The organism is Microbacterium schleiferi (assembly GCF_015565955.1).
GTDB lineage: Bacteria > Actinomycetota > Actinomycetes > Actinomycetales > Microbacteriaceae > Microbacterium > Microbacterium schleiferi_A.
In genome coordinates, this window is the sequence record NZ_CP064760.1 from 102,627 (window position 1) to 117,910 (window position 15,284).

Annotated in this window: 16 protein-coding genes and 3 pseudogenes; 3 read left to right on the top strand and 16 right to left on the bottom strand. The window is 67.0% G+C overall.

Annotated features, from left to right (window positions below):
* Position 1: 1 nt before the first annotated feature.
* The 11 genes and pseudogenes from IT882_RS00510 to IT882_RS00555 form a co-directional block, all read right to left on the bottom strand.
* A complete protein-coding gene (locus tag IT882_RS00510; protein ID WP_195692718.1) occupies positions 2 to 634 on the bottom strand; it encodes a LysE family translocator in 633 nt (210 codons plus the stop codon).
* 99 nt (positions 635 to 733) lie between these two features.
* Positions 734 to 2,128, bottom strand: coding sequence for a GMC family oxidoreductase (locus IT882_RS17015; protein WP_324253955.1), 1,395 nt, complete (start codon positions 2,126 to 2,128; stop codon positions 734 to 736).
* 44 nt (positions 2,129 to 2,172) lie between these two features.
* A pseudogene (locus IT882_RS17215) lies at positions 2,173 to 2,298 on the bottom strand (NAD(P)-binding protein); the annotation flags it as partial.
* On the bottom strand, positions 2,298 to 2,915 hold the full coding sequence (locus IT882_RS00520; RefSeq protein WP_195692720.1) for a thiamine pyrophosphate-dependent enzyme: 618 nt from the start codon (positions 2,913 to 2,915) through the stop codon (positions 2,298 to 2,300). The gene IT882_RS00520 and the pseudogene IT882_RS17215, both read right to left, overlap by 1 nt.
* Entirely contained in the window at positions 2,912 to 3,412 is a 501-nt protein-coding gene (locus IT882_RS00525) for a thiamine pyrophosphate-binding protein (RefSeq protein ID WP_195692721.1), read from the bottom strand. Before IT882_RS00525 ends, IT882_RS00520 begins: the two co-directional genes overlap by 4 nt.
* 124 nt (positions 3,413 to 3,536) lie before the next feature.
* Positions 3,537 to 4,895, bottom strand: a complete 1,359-nt coding sequence (locus tag IT882_RS00530; RefSeq protein ID WP_195692722.1) for an NtaA/DmoA family FMN-dependent monooxygenase — start codon at positions 4,893 to 4,895, stop codon at positions 3,537 to 3,539.
* A gap of 61 nt (positions 4,896 to 4,956) precedes the next feature.
* The gene (locus IT882_RS00535) at positions 4,957 to 6,459 is read right to left on the bottom strand and encodes an aldehyde dehydrogenase family protein (protein WP_229382201.1); all 1,503 of its coding nucleotides are present in this window, start codon (positions 6,457 to 6,459) and stop codon (positions 4,957 to 4,959) included.
* Positions 6,460 to 6,662: 203 nt separating this feature from the next.
* Positions 6,663 to 7,658: a hypothetical protein gene (locus IT882_RS00540; protein ID WP_195692723.1), complete on the bottom strand. Its 996-nt coding sequence runs from the start codon at positions 7,656 to 7,658 to the stop codon at positions 6,663 to 6,665.
* On the bottom strand, positions 7,655 to 8,299 hold the full coding sequence (locus IT882_RS00545; RefSeq protein WP_195692724.1) for an ATP-binding cassette domain-containing protein: 645 nt from the start codon (positions 8,297 to 8,299) through the stop codon (positions 7,655 to 7,657). Before IT882_RS00545 ends, IT882_RS00540 begins: the two co-directional genes overlap by 4 nt.
* 434 nt (positions 8,300 to 8,733) lie before the next feature.
* Complete coding sequence (locus tag IT882_RS00550) at positions 8,734 to 10,110, bottom strand: DUF4041 domain-containing protein (protein WP_195692725.1); 1,377 nt, start codon at positions 10,108 to 10,110, stop codon at positions 8,734 to 8,736.
* 11 nt (positions 10,111 to 10,121) lie between these two features.
* Positions 10,122 to 11,369 carry a hypothetical protein gene (locus IT882_RS00555; RefSeq protein ID WP_195692726.1) on the bottom strand — a complete coding sequence of 416 codons (1,248 nt, stop codon included), beginning with the start codon at positions 11,367 to 11,369 and terminating at the stop codon, positions 10,122 to 10,124.
* Positions 11,370 to 11,589: 220 nt separating this feature from the next.
* On the opposite strand from IT882_RS00555, the gene IT882_RS00560 reads away from it, so the two are divergent.
* Positions 11,590 to 12,195 (top strand): class I SAM-dependent methyltransferase, encoded by a 606-nt coding sequence (locus IT882_RS00560; protein ID WP_195692727.1) that lies wholly within the window; start codon positions 11,590 to 11,592, stop codon positions 12,193 to 12,195.
* 108 nt (positions 12,196 to 12,303) lie between these two features.
* Here the strand turns inward: IT882_RS00560 and IT882_RS16130 are convergent, their stop codons facing one another.
* The 4 genes and pseudogenes from IT882_RS16130 to IT882_RS00570 all read right to left on the bottom strand — a co-directional run bounded on the left by IT882_RS16130 (position 12,304) and on the right by IT882_RS00570 (position 13,870).
* A complete protein-coding gene (locus tag IT882_RS16130) occupies positions 12,304 to 12,654 on the bottom strand; it encodes a DUF4440 domain-containing protein (RefSeq protein ID WP_229382202.1) in 351 nt (116 codons plus the stop codon).
* Positions 12,644 to 12,994, bottom strand: a complete 351-nt coding sequence (locus IT882_RS16135; RefSeq protein ID WP_229382203.1) for a hypothetical protein — start codon at positions 12,992 to 12,994, stop codon at positions 12,644 to 12,646. The genes IT882_RS16130 and IT882_RS16135 overlap by 11 nt, the downstream gene beginning before the upstream one ends.
* A 53-nt stretch (positions 12,995 to 13,047) precedes the next feature.
* Positions 13,048 to 13,383: pseudogene (locus IT882_RS17220) on the bottom strand (helix-turn-helix domain-containing protein); the annotation flags it as partial.
* Positions 13,343 to 13,870 carry a TetR/AcrR family transcriptional regulator gene (locus IT882_RS00570; RefSeq protein ID WP_195692729.1) on the bottom strand — a complete coding sequence of 176 codons (528 nt, stop codon included), beginning with the start codon at positions 13,868 to 13,870 and terminating at the stop codon, positions 13,343 to 13,345. The gene IT882_RS00570 and the pseudogene IT882_RS17220, both read right to left, overlap by 41 nt.
* 153 nt (positions 13,871 to 14,023) lie before the next feature.
* Between IT882_RS00570 and IT882_RS16830 the strand changes: the two are divergent.
* Positions 14,024 to 14,173, top strand: a pseudogene (locus tag IT882_RS16830) (MBL fold metallo-hydrolase); the annotation flags it as partial.
* Positions 14,174 to 14,238: 65 nt separating this feature from the next.
* Positions 14,239 to 14,652: an MBL fold metallo-hydrolase gene (locus tag IT882_RS00575; RefSeq protein WP_267490536.1), complete on the top strand. Its 414-nt coding sequence runs from the start codon at positions 14,239 to 14,241 to the stop codon at positions 14,650 to 14,652.
* A gap of 45 nt (positions 14,653 to 14,697) precedes the next feature.
* Here IT882_RS00575 and IT882_RS00580 read toward each other — a convergent pair whose 3' ends face one another.
* A complete protein-coding gene (locus IT882_RS00580) occupies positions 14,698 to 15,282 on the bottom strand; it encodes a nucleoside deaminase (protein WP_195692730.1) in 585 nt (194 codons plus the stop codon).
* Positions 15,283 to 15,284 lie beyond the last annotated feature (2 nt).

A 15,284-nucleotide genomic window follows, 5' to 3' on the forward strand; every position in this document is an offset into this window, starting at 1 on the left:
GTCAGGACTTCGATCCGGTGAGCGCGAGCGCGCCGCCCAGGCCGATCATCATCACGCCGCCCGTTGCCGACAGGGTCGAGATGCGACGAGGGGAGCGCGCGAACCATGCGCGTGCCGTGCCGGCCGCGAGCGCCCAGATGCTGTCGGATGCGAGGGCGATCGCTTCGAAGATGAGTCCGAGGAGAAGGAGCTGAGCCCAGACCGGTCCTGCCGCGGGGTCGACGAACTGCGGGAGCACTGCCACGAAGAACGCGATCGTCTTCGGGTTGGTGAGCCCGACGATGAAGCCCTCAGCGAGGAGTCTGCGGGTTCGCGTGGGTCGCTGCTGGATGCCGGGGATGTGTGCGTGGCGATGGCGGATCGCCTGCACGCCCAGGTAGACGAGATAGAGCGCCCCGGCGATCTTGATGACGGTGAACGCGACGACCGATGACGCGATGATCACACCGACGCCGGCTGCCACCGCGATGAGCGCGGGAAGTGTGCCGAGGGCGTTTCCGACGACGCTGAGAATGCCAGCGCGACGGCCGAGCGCGATAGCGCGGCCGATGACGAACAGCACGCTCGGCCCCGGAATGACGATGATCACAAACGACGTGAGCATGAACGCCAGAAGGTTCTCGATCGGGATCATGAAGGAACGGTAGCGCCTCGGTGTTTCGCGGAGTGTGCGCTCGCGCACGAGGGGCGTAGCGCCGACCGCTGGGTGCGCGGCTTGGCCGAACGTCGGTGGTCAGTCAGCGGCGATGAGCTCGGCGGCGCGCTCGGCGATCGCGACGGTCGGGGCTTGCGTGTTCGCAGTCGGAATGATCGGCATGACCGAGGCATCCGCGACCCAGAGCCCCTCCAGCCCTCGCACCCGCAGGGTCGGGTCAACGACAGCGAGCTCGTCCGTACCGATGCGCGCGGTGCCGACGCCGTGGAAGAAGCTCCCGACGTTCTCGCGCACGAACTGCACGCGTTCGGCGCGATCGGTCATCGCGGGCGGCGGAGTGAGCGGTTCCGGATGCAGGTCGGCGTACGCGGGACCCGCGACGAGCTCTTGTGCGACATCCATGGCCTCGACCATCGCGACGAGGTCTTTCGGGTCGGCGAGGTAGTTCGGTTGAAACTCCGGCGGCACCGTCGGGTCGGCCGATTGCACCCGCACCCACCCGATCGAGCGGGAGCCGTAGAGCCCTGGCACGAGGGCGAACATCCGATCGCCGCCGAGGTCGTAGCGGGCGTGCAGCGCCTCGTCGCCGCGGGAGCCGTGCGCGATGACAGTGTGCAGGTCGGGCCCGCGTTCCGCGTAGGAGCTCCGCCAGTTGAGCATCGTCCCGCCGCCGTTGCCGATGACCGGTCCGAGCCCGTCGCGGGCACGGAAGTTCACCCCGAGCACGAGCGGGTGGTCTTGGAAGTTCTCGCCGACGCCCGGCAGGTCGTGCCGGGCACGGATGCCGACACCAGCCAACCGGTCGGCATCGCCGATCCCCGACAGCTGCAGCAGTCGCGGGGTATCCATGGCGCCGGCGGCGAGCACGACGCGGTCCGCAGTGGTGGTCGCTTCGCGTCCGTCGATGAGGTGCGTGACACCGGTGACGCGAGTGCCGGTGAAGTCGAGGCGGTGAACGGAGCTGTCCACGAGGATGTCGAGGTTCGGTCGCCCCAGCGCCGGTTCGAGGTAGGCGCGGGCGGTGCTCCATCGTTCGAACGATCCGCCGGGACCCTCCACCGCGTTGTAGTCGGCGAGCACCGCGCCTTCGTTCGAGGGGCCGTTGGCGTCATCGAGCACCGGCAGCCCGCGGGCGGCGGCAGCATCCAGGAGCGCGGTCGCGATCGGATGCACGCGCGAGAGCGGCGCGACGCGGACCGGCCCGTCGAGGCCCCGGTATTCCGGGTCGCCGCCCGGCCGCGCCTCGGATCGACGGAAGTAGGGCAGCAGGTCGTCGTAGCCCCAGCCGGTGGCGCCGGCATCCGCCCACGCGTCGTAGTCGGCGCGCGCGCCCCGGTACCAGAGCATCGCGTTCGTACTCGAGCTTCCCCGAGAACCCTGCCGCGGGGCATCGCGATCGACCGCCCCAGCACGTGCGGGGTCGGAGCCGACCGGTAGCCGTAGTCGAACCGTCCGCCGATGAGCGCGTCCCAGTGCGCGGCCTCCAGGATCTCCCGGATGCCGCGATGATCCGGCCCCGCTTCGATCAGCAGCACGCGCGCGTCGGGGTTCTCACTCAGGCGCGCCGCGAGGACGCATCCGGCAGCCCCGGCGCCGACGACGATCAGGTCGTAGTGCGCCGCCGGGACGCGGACCACGCCCATCAGTTGTGCTCGCTGGGGCCCATGATCGTGGTGCCCTCGATCTTCTCGACGTGCCGCACGAAGATGTACTTGTCTTCGCGGCCGTCGGAGTGCTTGCGCTTGATGCCCGGCTGCAGGATGCCGTCGGTCTTCGCGACGACGATGTAGGGCTCGGATGCGGCCAGGCCCGCGGCGCAGTGCGCGTCGAACTCTTCGAGAGTCTCGGCCGTGAAGGCCTTCTCGACGCCGGCACCGCGGGCGATGGCGGCGAGGTCGACGCGTCCCTTGGCCGTGTGGGTCGCGGGGCCGCCGATGGACTGGTACTGCTCGTTGTCCCACACGACGATGAAGAGGTTCTCGGGCTGTTCATTGCCGAGGGTGGCGAGGATGCCGAGGTTGAACAGCAGTCCGCCGTCGGTGTCGAGCGAGACGATCTGGCGGTGGGGCAGGCCGACCGCGAGTCCAAACGCTTCGCCGCTGACGCATCCGAGTTGCTGCTGGAACAGGCTTGCCTCGCGCATGTGCGGGGCCGCGTTGTACCACTCGTCGACGGCGCCGCCGAGGGAAAGGATGACGAGAGCGTCCTCGGTGAGGCGCTTGCCGAGAAGCTCCATGGCCTCGAATCTGCTGTAGCTCATCGGACGAGCCCTCCTCCCAGGACGACGGCGGCGTGGTAGTACGACGAGTAGGCGGTTTCGTAGGCATCCACGACGGCCTGTTCGACTTCGTCGACCTCGCGCACGATGCGGTACGGGGTGCGGAGGGCCCCGAGGAGTGGCTCCATCGTGATGCCGTGCGGAATCGCCCACCAGTTGTTCTCGCCGAGTTCGCCGCGGTAGCTCATGATCATGACGACGGGGATGCCGGCACCCAGGCCCAGGCGCGCGAGGTGTTCGGTCGCGGCGCGCAGGCCCGAGTTCTCCATGACGAGCACGGCGCGCTTGCCTGAGAGGAACACGCCGCCGGCGATCGCGGCGCCCTCGCCCTCGTTGGTGACGGGGATGGTGCGGATGTCGGGGTCGGCATCCAGCGCGGGATAGAGCTCCTTCAGGAGCGAGTCGGGCAGGTAGGTCGCCACGGAGACCCCGGCGCGTTTGAGGCCGCGGATCACCGCCTCGACGGCTTCGGCTTTCATACGGTGGCTCCTTCGTGGTGGCGGTGCCCGTTCGACGTGGGGCTTACCGCTCCGCTGTCACAGAACGCGGCGTTCGGGCGCCGTGAAGTGCAGTGTGTGACAGCGGAGCGGGGGCGGGTGGGGGTCATGACGCGGCGAGGGCGGGCGCGGTGACGGATGCCTCGGGTGACGCATCCGCGGCGCTCGCGGTCAGTCGGTGCGCGCGGTGGGTGGGGGCGAGGCGCGGCGAGCCCGAGAAGCGTTCGCGCAGGGTCGCGCCATCCGGGGTTCCCGCGCGTCCGCGCTCGATGAGGATCGGCAGCACGAGTTCGATGAACGCCTCGTAGGCGCCGGGTCCGCCGAAGGTCGGCTCGAGCATGATGCCGTCGATGCCGGATCCGTCGACGGTCGCGATGATCTCGTCGGCGACCTGCTCGGGCGAGCCGGTGATCTGGAAGCCGCGGATCGCCTTCGTGCGGAACTGGTCGAGCACGGCGCGCACCCGGATGTCGGGATCGGTCCGTGCGTACCGGTTGATGAGCGTCTGCCCGAGGTCGGTCTTGAGGTCCGCGACACGGGTGTCGGGGTCAATGCCGGTGAGGTCGATGCCCGTGATGCCGGCGAACATGACCGCCGCGTCATCCAGCCCCAACACGGCCTCGTACTCGGCGCGCAGGGCGCGGGCCTCGGTCTCGGTGGGCGCGACGGTGACCGTCATGCCGGTGATCACCTTGACGTCGTCGGGGTTCCGACCCTGCGCGACGGCCTGGGCGCGGATGTCGGCGACGTGGGCTGCGGCGGTCGCGATCGTCTGGCCCTGGATGAAGACGGCTTCGGCGTTGCGGGCGGCGTAGGCGCGGCCGCGGTCGGAGGTTCCGGCCTGAAACAGCACGGGTGTGCGCTGCGGCGTCGGGGGCACCGCGAAGATGCCGCGGGCCCGCTGGTAGGTGCCGTCGACCTCGACCCGGTGCAGCATGCTCGGATCGGCATAGACGCCCGCGGTGCGGTCGCGGCGTTCGGCATCCTCGTCCCAGGAGTGCTCCCAGAACCGCAGGCACGTGTCGAGAAACTCGTCGGCCGCGTCATAGCGCTCGTCGTGCGAGAGCTTCTGCGTGACCCCGAACAGCTCGTCGGTGGTGGCCTGCGAGCTGCCGGTCACGACGTTCCAGCCGATGCGGCCGGCGGTGAACCGGTCGAGGGTCGCGAACCGGCGCGCCGTGCCGTAGGGCTTTTCGACCGTCGTCGGCGAGGTGACGACGAACCCGAGCTGGCTGGTCGCGTGGGCGAGGGCCGGGATCGCGAGCATCGGGTCAAGCGCGGGGAACTGGATGCCGTGGGCGGCGACCTCGTCGGGCATCCGTCCCTCGAGGGTGGCGTAGCCGTAGGTGTCGGCGAAGAAGAGGAAGTCGAAGCCCGCGGCATCCAGCGTGCGAGCGAGCCCCAGCCAGTAGTCGAGGTTGTCCCAGTCGTCGCCGCGGCCGCGCGGGTCGGTCCAGGTCGGCATCCCGTTGTTGGGTTCATCATTTCGAACGCACCCAAGAGGATGCGCTTCGGGGACCTGTCGCTCACAGCACCATCACCACCGTCTTCGTCTCTAGATAGTTCTCGAGGCCCTGCGGGCCGTTTTCGTAGCCCCAGCCCGACTCCTTGTGGCCGCCCTTGGGCAGTTCGGGGCCAAGGAAGGAGTGGCAGTTGACCCACACGGTGCCGGCTTCGAGCTGCGCGGCGATGCGGTGTCCGTTGCTGAGGCCTTCGGTCCAGACGCTCGCGGCCAGCCCGTAGGGCGAGTCGTTGGCCCACCCGACCACCTCATCGAGGTCGTCGAAGGGGGTCACCACCGCGACGGGGCCGAAGATCTCTTCGCGCATGAGGCGCATCTCGGGGGTGACGTCGGTGAGGACGGTCGGCGTATAGAAGGTGTCGCCGGAGCGCGTGCCGCCGCTGACGACGCGAACTCCCTCGGAACGTCCTTCGTCGATGAACCCGGCGACGCGGTCGGTTTGCGCTTTGCTGACGAGCGGCCCGAGGTCGGTGCCGGCGGCCAGGCCGTGGCCCATCGCGAGGCCCTCTCCCGTAGCGGCCATGCCGGCGATGACCTCTTCGTAGACATCCCGGTGCGCGTAGATGCGGGCGCTCGCGACGCACACCTGGCCGCCGTTGTCGAAGATGCCGCGCGAGACGCCTTCGATCGCGGAGGGCAGGTCGGCGTCGGGCATGATGATCGACGGTGACTTGCCTCCCAGTTCGAGGGTGAGACGGGCAAGGCGCGTGCCAGCGGATTGCACGAGGCGCTTGCCGACGGCGGTCGAGCCGGTGAAGGCGATCTTGTCGACATCCGGATGCTCCGCCAGGGCCTGCCCGGCATCGTGGCCGTAGCCGGTCACGATGTTCACGACGCCGTCGGGCAGGCCCGCTTCTTGCAGGAGCTGGCCGAGGTAGATCGCGGTGAGGGGCGTGTTCTCGGCGGGTTTGAGCACGATCGTGCAGCCGGCCGCGAGGGCGGGGGCGAGCTTCATGGCCGTCATGATGAGCGGCGAGTTCCAGGGCACGATCGCCCCGACGACGCCGACTGGTTCGCGGCGCGTGTACGCGAAGACCTCTTTGCCGGGTGGGGTGCGCGAGAGTGACGTGGGGATGGTGTCGCCGAGGATCTTGGTGGGCCAGCCTGCGTAGTAGCGGAACTGGTTGATGGCCGCGGGCACCTCGCCGAACCGCGAGGTGCGCAGCGACTTGCCCTGATCGAGCGTCTCGAGTTGCGCGAGGTCGTCGAGGTGTTCGGTCATGAGATCGGCGATGCGCCACAGCAGCGCGCCGCGCTCGGCGGGCCGCATCTCACGCCAGGCCGAGGAGCGCAGCGCGCCCTTCGCGGCCCGGACGGCCTTGTCGACATCGGGAGCGGTGGCGCGGGCGACCTCGGCGATGGCGGTGCCGGTGGCCGGGTCGATCGTGGTGAACGTCGAGCCGTCGGATGCCGGGAGCCAGTCGCCGTCGATCAGCAGATCCGTGCGCCCCGACGCCAGAAACGCCTGCACGCGCGGACGCAGGGTGAAGTCGTCAGTCTTCGTCACACCGCGATGCTAGACGGCAATCATTGATAGCTCATGGCTATCACGTTTCGAGGGTGTTTCGGGGCGCGTCGGGACCGAAGCGCAATGCTCCATTTGACCCCCGGCGCGCCTAGACAGAGCTACGCGTTTGGTCCTCTGAACGTATTGGCTTCACGGCCCAGACCGAAGTCCCGCTGTTGCCGCTCGCACAGAAATCAGCACGACTAAACCGGGAGCGTCCCCAGCGTGGCGCGTACGACAGCACGCAGATCATCGTCCTCAGCGATCCGGGCCCGAGCTGCGCGTTCGTACATGACAATTGACGCGAATTCCATGGCTCGCGCGGTGAGCACTCGCGCCGCGCTATCCCGGATAGAGACCGTCTTGACCATGCCCTCGTAGTCGCGTCTGGCAAGCATTTCCTGCAGATTGGAAAGGACCTTCGGGTACGGCGAGGGAATCGAGATCTCGATGTTCTCATCGCCGATCGCGCCAGGGATGTGGTCGGCCAGCTTGCGATTCACCTCATCCCTGGCCATCTTTCGAGCCAGCCGCTCAAGCGTCCCCGCTTCCCCCAGCGCCTTTAGGAAGGCGGCCTTCCCTCGACTAGCAAGCGCCTCAGAGGACTCCCCCAGCAGATCGGCCTGGGCCCGTGCGACTGACTGGACGACGGCAGGAAGGTAGTAGAGGCTCTCTATCTCGTTCACCGGCAATGAGAGAACGCCTCGCCTGTAAAGCGAATCCCGCTCTTCCGGGGATCTGCCATCCCCGTCAACCAGGCCCACGGCATGCACCCAGTGAAAGCCCTCGCTCGCCCTTATGCCAGTCACAGACTTGATTACGGCCTCGCATCCACCGACCGGTGAGCAAGTCCATTCTGGAAAGAGCAGACGGTAGAGCGAGAGATCGATGCTCGCCGCGTCTCCCTCTATGAACATGACCTCTCTTCGTCCACCCAAGAGGGCACGACGCGTCACCTCCGGTAGCGATTCTCCTCGGGGGACTTCGCGCAAATCCCAGGAGAAAACGGCGCTCTCCTTCCAAGTGCACCCAGAAAGGGAATACACGTCACCTCGCGCTGCGAGTGTCGCGGCAAGATCTAGATCGTGAGTGAGAACCACAAAGGCGCAATCAGGGCGTGCCGCAATGACCGCCTCCACAAGCCCTGCGGAGATTGAGCGATGCAGGTGGCGCTCGGGTTCATCGACGATGATCGTCATCCCCTCGCAGCAGTCAGCACCTCCGCAGCGAGTAGGAGAGCGCTCTTCTCGCCGTCCGACATCTGATAGATCGGATACTCGACACCTAGACCGGCATGACGGGCCGAGAAGGTTTGTACCGGCGTCACGCTCATAGCCACGTGCAGGCCAGCGTTTGCGAGTATTCGGTTCAGCCTTGGAAGCAAGCGCTCGCCGGTAACGCTGCGCACGACCTCAGTCGAGCTGCCGTCGTCATAGAGCTCAACCGCCTGCCGATTCTGATCGTTGATCATGCCGAGCAGGTCGAAGAGCGCGATGCTCGCACGTTGACCGTCCAAGTGGTCCAGGTATCTCGACTCATTCTGGCGGTCCCATATGTCCGCGTTCTTGCTCTGGGACTCACGTTGAGCCGGGCTTATCTCGGGCCCCGATGACGAGAACCAAATTCTGCGGTGGGCGATCAGCCGCTTGACCGTCCCCGCAGGTCGACGTGCCACCATCCAGGTTGCGAGCGCGGACTTGCCCGCCCCGTTGGCGCCAACAATGGTGACGGCGTGACCGGAGAACGCATCGATCCGAATCGTGCCACCGGGAGGAAGCGGAATCGCCCATTCGGCGAGCGGCGCTAGCTGAGGCTCGGATTCGGATTCGACTCTGCTCATGGAGGTGATGGTACGGGGTCAGCCGACATCGATGATGCCCGTTTGTTCGCCGGCGGCTTCAAAGCCGGGTGCCCACGTTGTATCCGGTGCTCGAGAGTCGGGTCGTGAGGCGGACTGGTAGCCGCCCCACGACCCGGACCTCGGGAGCCCTCAGCGCGAGATCCACCCGGGGCGGGGTCCTCTGCATCCTGTATCGCCCGAGTCGTCATCACGGCCGGGGCCGACTATCGTGCCTCGACTTCAATCCATAGCTAGCGCATGGCGCCTCAGCCAAGGGCGCGAGATCCTGTCCCTTATCCGCGATCCTGAGGAGTCGTATACCGAGTGGTGCCAGCGTCGTTCGATATCACGCACTTCGTGTCGAGCAGAACGGCTGACAATGCAACTCGCGAGTTTCGCTTTCGAGCAGGATGACCAGTATGCACCTCGCGCTGTCAAGGAAGCACGGGGTGGTCCCCCCGCGCCCGCTTTCCATCGGCCGGACCCAAGCGCAACTGTTGAGCGTGCTCGGGCCATTCTGCGAGCGACTGCATGAACTCGATGCCCTCAGCCTCAGCGTTGAACTCGAGGATGTCGCCGACTTTGTCGAGGAGGACCTCCCTCACCTCGGAGGGCGAGGCAAAGAAGAACTCCTTGCGCGCATTGATGCGGTTGAGTGCGCGGTCGCTGAAGTGCCGGTGCAGTTCGTTCTCAAGAGTCACGGCGTCTTCCGAGAAGAAGAGCGCGTGCACTTCGAACTTGAAGGGCACCGCTGCGCCGCTCAGTTCGGCGATGCGGTCTCTCGGTTCGAGCCGTCGGGTGAGGCCGATCTTGACGACGTCAGGTCCGAAGGCGCCAGGGTTGGAGATGACATACACGTAACCGGCCCGGATGTTCGCGGCGCGGAAGTCGTTGAACGCAATCGCGTCGTCGATCTCGAGCAGGCGGGCCTCAAGTTCAGCGTTCGTCTGACCTTGCCTCGCCAAAGCGGCGAGCGTGTTCACCAGGTGTGCTCGCTCCTTGTCGAGGAGTGCGCGTTCAGCGGCGAGTTCTTGTTCGACCTTCGCCTGCTCCCGTAGTTCGGCGCGGCGGTCCCGCTCGGCTTCACGCTCCTCCTGCTTCTTCATGAGCCAGTCCGACGTAAGCTCAAGCTCGCGCATCCGGAGCGAGTGATATTCCCGGCTGATCTCCATCTCCATGAGCGCCGCAAACCGAGCGATCGCGTCTCGTGAGGCCTCGACGCGGCGCTTCGCGCGCGCGAGATTCCCTGCGCGCAGCGCTCTCAGCGCGTTGTCGACCTCGGCGTTGTAAGCCCTGAGCATCAGCTTCGACAGGTCGCCTGACAGCTTCTTGCCCTGCGCGAGCGAGTTGTTGAAGGTGAACAGCTCAGACTTCTCGATTGCCTTGCCTGACTTTATGAACTGCAGTGTCTCGGCAGAGATGTCGTCGAGGCGCTCCTTATACGCGGCGGCTGTGTCGAGGGGGTGGTTGTATCGGTAGATGCCGACATCTTGAAGAATGTCGAGATCGCTCTCCCTCGGTGAGGGTTCGGCAGCATTGACGCTAAGCCGTGCTCTGAGGGCCGCAACCTCGGTGTCGAGCGCTGCCAGGCGCTCGCGGTCGGATTGCTCGGAGCCGTCGGCATCGGGCTCCGGCTCATCAGAGACCGACAGATTGCTCCGCTCCGGGTCATTGGTGAGGGGTGGCGTCTCGGGTAGCCATAGCTGCCATCCCGCGGGAGGCTCCGGCCAGGACGGGTCGGGTTCCCATCCAGCGGGAGGAACCCACCCAGCTGGTGGCTTCGGCCAACCTGGAGGCGGATTGAACTCCACGTCAGGACACCTCACGCACGGCGCACGCCGGTCGTGGCGACGGGCACTAGCCCCATCGGGTTCTTTGATACGACTGCCCCCAAGTGTTCAAGGGTCGCAGCCGGAACGACGCCTGTGAGGTCCAGTTCGGCGAACCCGTCTCGAGAGACCGTCGCGACGACGAACGGGACATAGGTCAGCTGGCCCGTCGCTGGACTTGTAGTCTCCGTGCCGACCTCGAGAGAGATGTTCCGGATGATCCCTCGCCTGTCGGCCTCGAATACCTCGTGCAGGGAGCGAAGAGCAATGTTGTGGACAATGGCCGCGTAGCGCTCCTTGAGTTCCTTCTGCGAAGCAGCCACCGGCGACACCTCATCCGATGCCTTGACGTATCGGTAGTGTTTCGCGGTCGGAACGATGTCGGGTCCTGGGATGCGGACGCGGAGGCCTAGTTCCGCCGTTGAGGGCTCGAAGCTGGCTTGATGCTCAACCTCGAACCACTCGGGGTAGACCGAATTCGCAAGAACGATGCCTACGTACTCCTGGACGGCCTCGACTGTGCCGTATGCGAGTCCGTTGATGAGTTCATCAAGCTCCGCGTTCTGCTCCGCGGCTTGCTTCTCGCGCTCCGCGCACTCTTCCTCGTACTGAGCCGTTGCCTCGGCAAGCTGTGCGAGACGGGTGCGTTCGGCTTCCTCGTAGGCTGCGGCTTGCGCGGCTCGTCGAGCCGGGAGGGTCTCTGTAGCGTCCTTCCACGCGTAGTAGTCAGTTGCGTACTGCTGCTCAGCTGCGGCCGCAGCTTCCGCGGCTTTCTGCTTACGGCCGAAGAGCCCCTTGACTGGCGTTGGCTCCTGCTTGACAGGCAGCGGTGGCTCGGGGATTGGCGCCGGTTCGCGGGTTGGCACCCGAAGCGCGACGTGAGGGAAGGGCGGATGCTCGGCCGTCGTCCGCAAAGTCTCAAGATCGACGAAGTCGTCGACAGCGAGCGTTGCACTCAGTAACTCGTCGAGTTCGGCGACGCGATGTGCGACCTCCTCCGTGAGGGCGGAGGCCTCGGCCTGCCGGGCGGCGACGTACGCAGCCGCTGCTTCCTTCTCGAGACGTTTCCTGTCAGCCTCTGACGCGCGCGCCGCGGCGACCTGCGCTCGTTCTGCGCTTCGTTGCGCCGCCTGCGCTCGCCTCAGATCTGCTTCGTAGGCGCGCTGGGCCGCGCGTTGACGCTGCTCGGCCAGCCGCGCCTGGTGCTGAATCTCAGCGAAGAACCCCCGTCGTCTCGCCATCAATGACCTCCCCAGGTGTCGTCAGCTTCAGACTCCGCGCTTCAAGTACAGCTTCTACGTACGACTGAAGCCTGCGCAAGCAGTCTCGGTCTCTCACCACGACGCTCCAGCCCCCATTTTGGGGAACGTTTGCAGTGGTTGACGCCGGTGTGCGCGATACCGACCCGCGTCGCGCCCCGCGCGACCGCCGCGGTACCAGGTGAGACCTAGGATCTGGACGATGGCCATGAACGTTCAGGCGGCGTACGCGGACCGCGCCGATGAGTACATCGCGCTCCTCGGCTCGATGCAGAGCGTGCATCCTTCGGACGAGCACCTGGTTTCCGGGTGGTCGGCCCAGGTCGAAGGCCTCGTTCTCGATGCAGGCTGCGGTCCGGGCCACTGGGCGGGCCATCTCGCAGCGCAGGGCGTCCGCGTGCTTGGTATCGACCAGGTCGCAGCGTTCCTCGAACACGCTCGCGCCGCACACGAAGGCGTCTCCTTCCTTGAAGGCAGCATCGACGAGCTGCCTCTCGCAGATGGCAGTGTCGCCGGCGTGCTCGCCTGGTACTCGCTGATCCACCACGATCCCGACACCATTCACCGCGCACTCGATGAGTTCGCGCGCGTTCTCGAGCCTGGCGGAGCGCTCCTTATCGGATTCTTCGTCGGCGCCGACGTTGAGCCGTTCGACCACGCCGTTGTCCGTGCTTGGCATTGGTCACCCGATGCCTTGGGGGAACGCCTTGCCGCGGCGGGCTTCGAGGTCATCGAGACGCATACTCGGTCCGTCCCGCAGCCGCAGCCACGGCCGCACAGCACGATTCTTGCTCGTCGATCAATCTGATCGTTGACACTCTCGACGCGGGTGGTAGACGCCCTGTCGGTGCTCGATGGTGACGGGTGGATGACTTCCGCCAGCCGTTTCGCACAAGCCGGTGCCTCGGCCTGCCTCCTAGCCGGAGGGCGAGATGAAGGTTCCTTGGTGGAATCGGATCTGGAGTTCTCCGTCGCGCATGGTCCAGAGAGAGGAATGGCGACTGTCGCCCTCTGGCCTCGAAATGACGTAGGTGACGAGGGTGAACCCAGGAGCCACCGACTGAAAGGCCCACTCACTCGTAGCCGGAGTGTCGCGGTCCGGTTCATGAGCCAGCGCGGCGATCGTCTCGTCGCGCGACCACAACCTCCCTGAGCGGCCGACTTCGACGAACTCTGGATGCAAGAGTTCACCCAAGAGTGCCGAGTCGCGCCGCACGGCTGATGTCAGCAGTTCGATTTCCGCACGCCGGATCTCATCAAGCTCCATGCAGGAAGATTCGCACAAAGGAGCAAGGAACTGACGAGAGTCTCCTACGCCCCGCCGGTGTAGACGAACGCGACCCGGGCCGACCCATCCCGCGAAGGTGCCACCGGTTCCGCAGCGCACCGGGATGCGCCACGGCATCCCCGGCGCCGAGTTCCCAGATCCCGAGTCCTTCGATCTCGAGCGCGATGGTGCCTTCGATGACGTAGTGGATGACTTCGCCATCCGTCTCGAACCAGTCCCCGACCTGCTCGCCGGGGCGGATGACGTACTCCTGCAGCGAGGTCTCACCGGCGTGGATGACGCGGGTGTGGGCGGTGTCGGATGCCTCAGAGACCGGCACCCACGTGGCATCCGCTGCCCGCGAGACGTGGACGACCTCGGGTCGGGGTCAGTGGGGAGGAGCGCGGAGGGCGAGATGTCCAGGGCGTTCGCGATCCGGTACAGGGTCAGCAGCGACGGCATCGTCTGGCCCGACTCGATCTGGCTCAGAAACGGCTGGCTGATCTCGGCTGCCGACGCGAGCGCCCGCATCGACAGCTTCTTCTCGGTGCGCGCTTGCCGCACCTGTCGCCCGATGCCGACACCGATCTGCGTCTCATCGGATGCCGCACTCGGCCCGTCGGCGGACGTGCGAGCGGGAGTGGACACGGCTCCAGGATACGGCGCGGCCCGCATCCGCCCCGCGTGGCTACTCGGAGGTGAGGGAGCCCACGAGATGGGCGATGCCATAGTCGTAGGCGTCGTCGAGATCACCGCCGAGGCGGAAGGCGCCGGCGAGCTCCATCGTGACGAACCCGGTAGCCCACGCCGTCAGCAGCCGCGCGGCGTCGAGTGCGTGCTCCGGGCCGACGGCCGCGGTGGTCGCGCGCAGGACGGGCGCGCTCGTGGCGGCGAGCTTCTCGGCATCCACCGTCGCGCTGAACAGCAGCCGAAAGGCCTCGGGACGCTCGTGGGCGAAACGGCGGAAGACGAGCAGCAGGTCTTCGATGCGCCCGGATGCCGCATCCAGCAGCCCCGTGAGGTCATCTGCGGCCGCACCGCCGACGAGCGCGAGCAGTGTTTCGCGATCCCGCACGCGCTTATAGAGCGAGGGCGCTTTGACGCCCACGTCCTGCGCGACGGCCTGCATCGTGACCGCGGTAACACCTCCGGTTTCGAGCAGACGCGCTGCCGCGCTGACGATCTCGTCGAGCGATGTTCTCTCCGGTGTCGGCATCGAACCTCCAAGGCTACGAACATAAGCTATCATGGCTAACATTCGTAGCTATCCTCGGGAAAGGCCCGCTGTGAAACTCTCCCCTCGCTCCACCGCATCGGCAATGACATCGTCGCCGCCTACCTCATCGTCACCCCCGACGGCATCACGCTCATCGACGCTGGCCTTCCGGGCATGTACAGCGACCTCACGCGCGAGCTGGATGCCCTCGGGCGCTCCCCCGACGACATCCGCGGCATCGTGCTCACCCACGGTGACAGCGACCACGTCGGGTTCGCCGAACGCCTGCGCGCCGAGCGCGGCATCCCCGTGTTCGTCCACGCCGCCGACGCCGACCGCGCTCGCGGTGGCGACAAGCCCAAGACCCCGTGGGCCCGACCCGGATCGGCCCCCTGCTGCAGTTCGCCGCCTACGGCATCCGCAAAGGCATGCGGCCGCACTGGCTCACCGAGGTGCGCGAGATCGCCGACGGTGACACGCTCGACCTTCCCGGACGCCCGCACGTCATCGGAACGCCCGGCCACTCGCCGGGCAGCATCGCCGTCTTCTCGCCCGAGGTGCGCGCCGTCTTCGTGGGCGACGCGCTCACGACGCGTCACGTGTTGACCGGACGCACGGGGCCCGGACCGGCGCCGTTCACCGACGAGCCCGCTGAGGCCCTCGCCTCGCTCGACCGCATCGCAGAGCTGGATGTCGACTGGGTGCTGCCCGGACACGGCCCGGCGTTCCACGGCTCACCGGCCGCCGCCGTCGAGGCCGTGCGTGCGGCGGCGCGGGGCTAGATCCCCGTCAGCACGCTTCTGCCTGGAGTGGCCGTGCCCCGGACCTCACTCGCCCCGGGCGTTGTAGACGAGGGCGTCGCTGGAACCGTAGGCGCGGTAGACCTCCAGGGCCTCGTCGCGGCCGACATTCTGGGTCACCCGGATGCCGCGGGCCTCGAACTGCTCGGCCCAGTCAGCAACCATCGGGCCCTCGTCGAACCCCGAGAGCTCCTCGAGCTCGGGGCCGGATCCGGCGACGACCAGCGACCGCACGCCGCTCCACATCGTCGCGCCGTAGCACTGCACGCACGGGCGCCAGTTGACGACGAGCGAGAGGGTCGCGCCATCAGCGCCGAGGTCCCAGCGGCCGAGGCGCTGCTGCGCGAGGCCGAGCGCCATCACCTCGGCGTGCCCCGACGACTTTTCGGTCGAGAGCACGACGTTCACGCCCGCCGACACGAGCTCGCCGGTGGCGTCATCCACGACGATCGCCGCGAAAGGACCCCCGTTGCCCTCGCGCCAGTTGCGGTCGGCGAGGCGATTCACGAGCGCCATTCGCTCCTCGAGCGTGGGCAGCACAGCGGGCAGCTCATCTGCCTCGTCGACGAGCCAGGTGGGCAGGGTCATGGTGAAGGATGTCGCGATCGGCATGG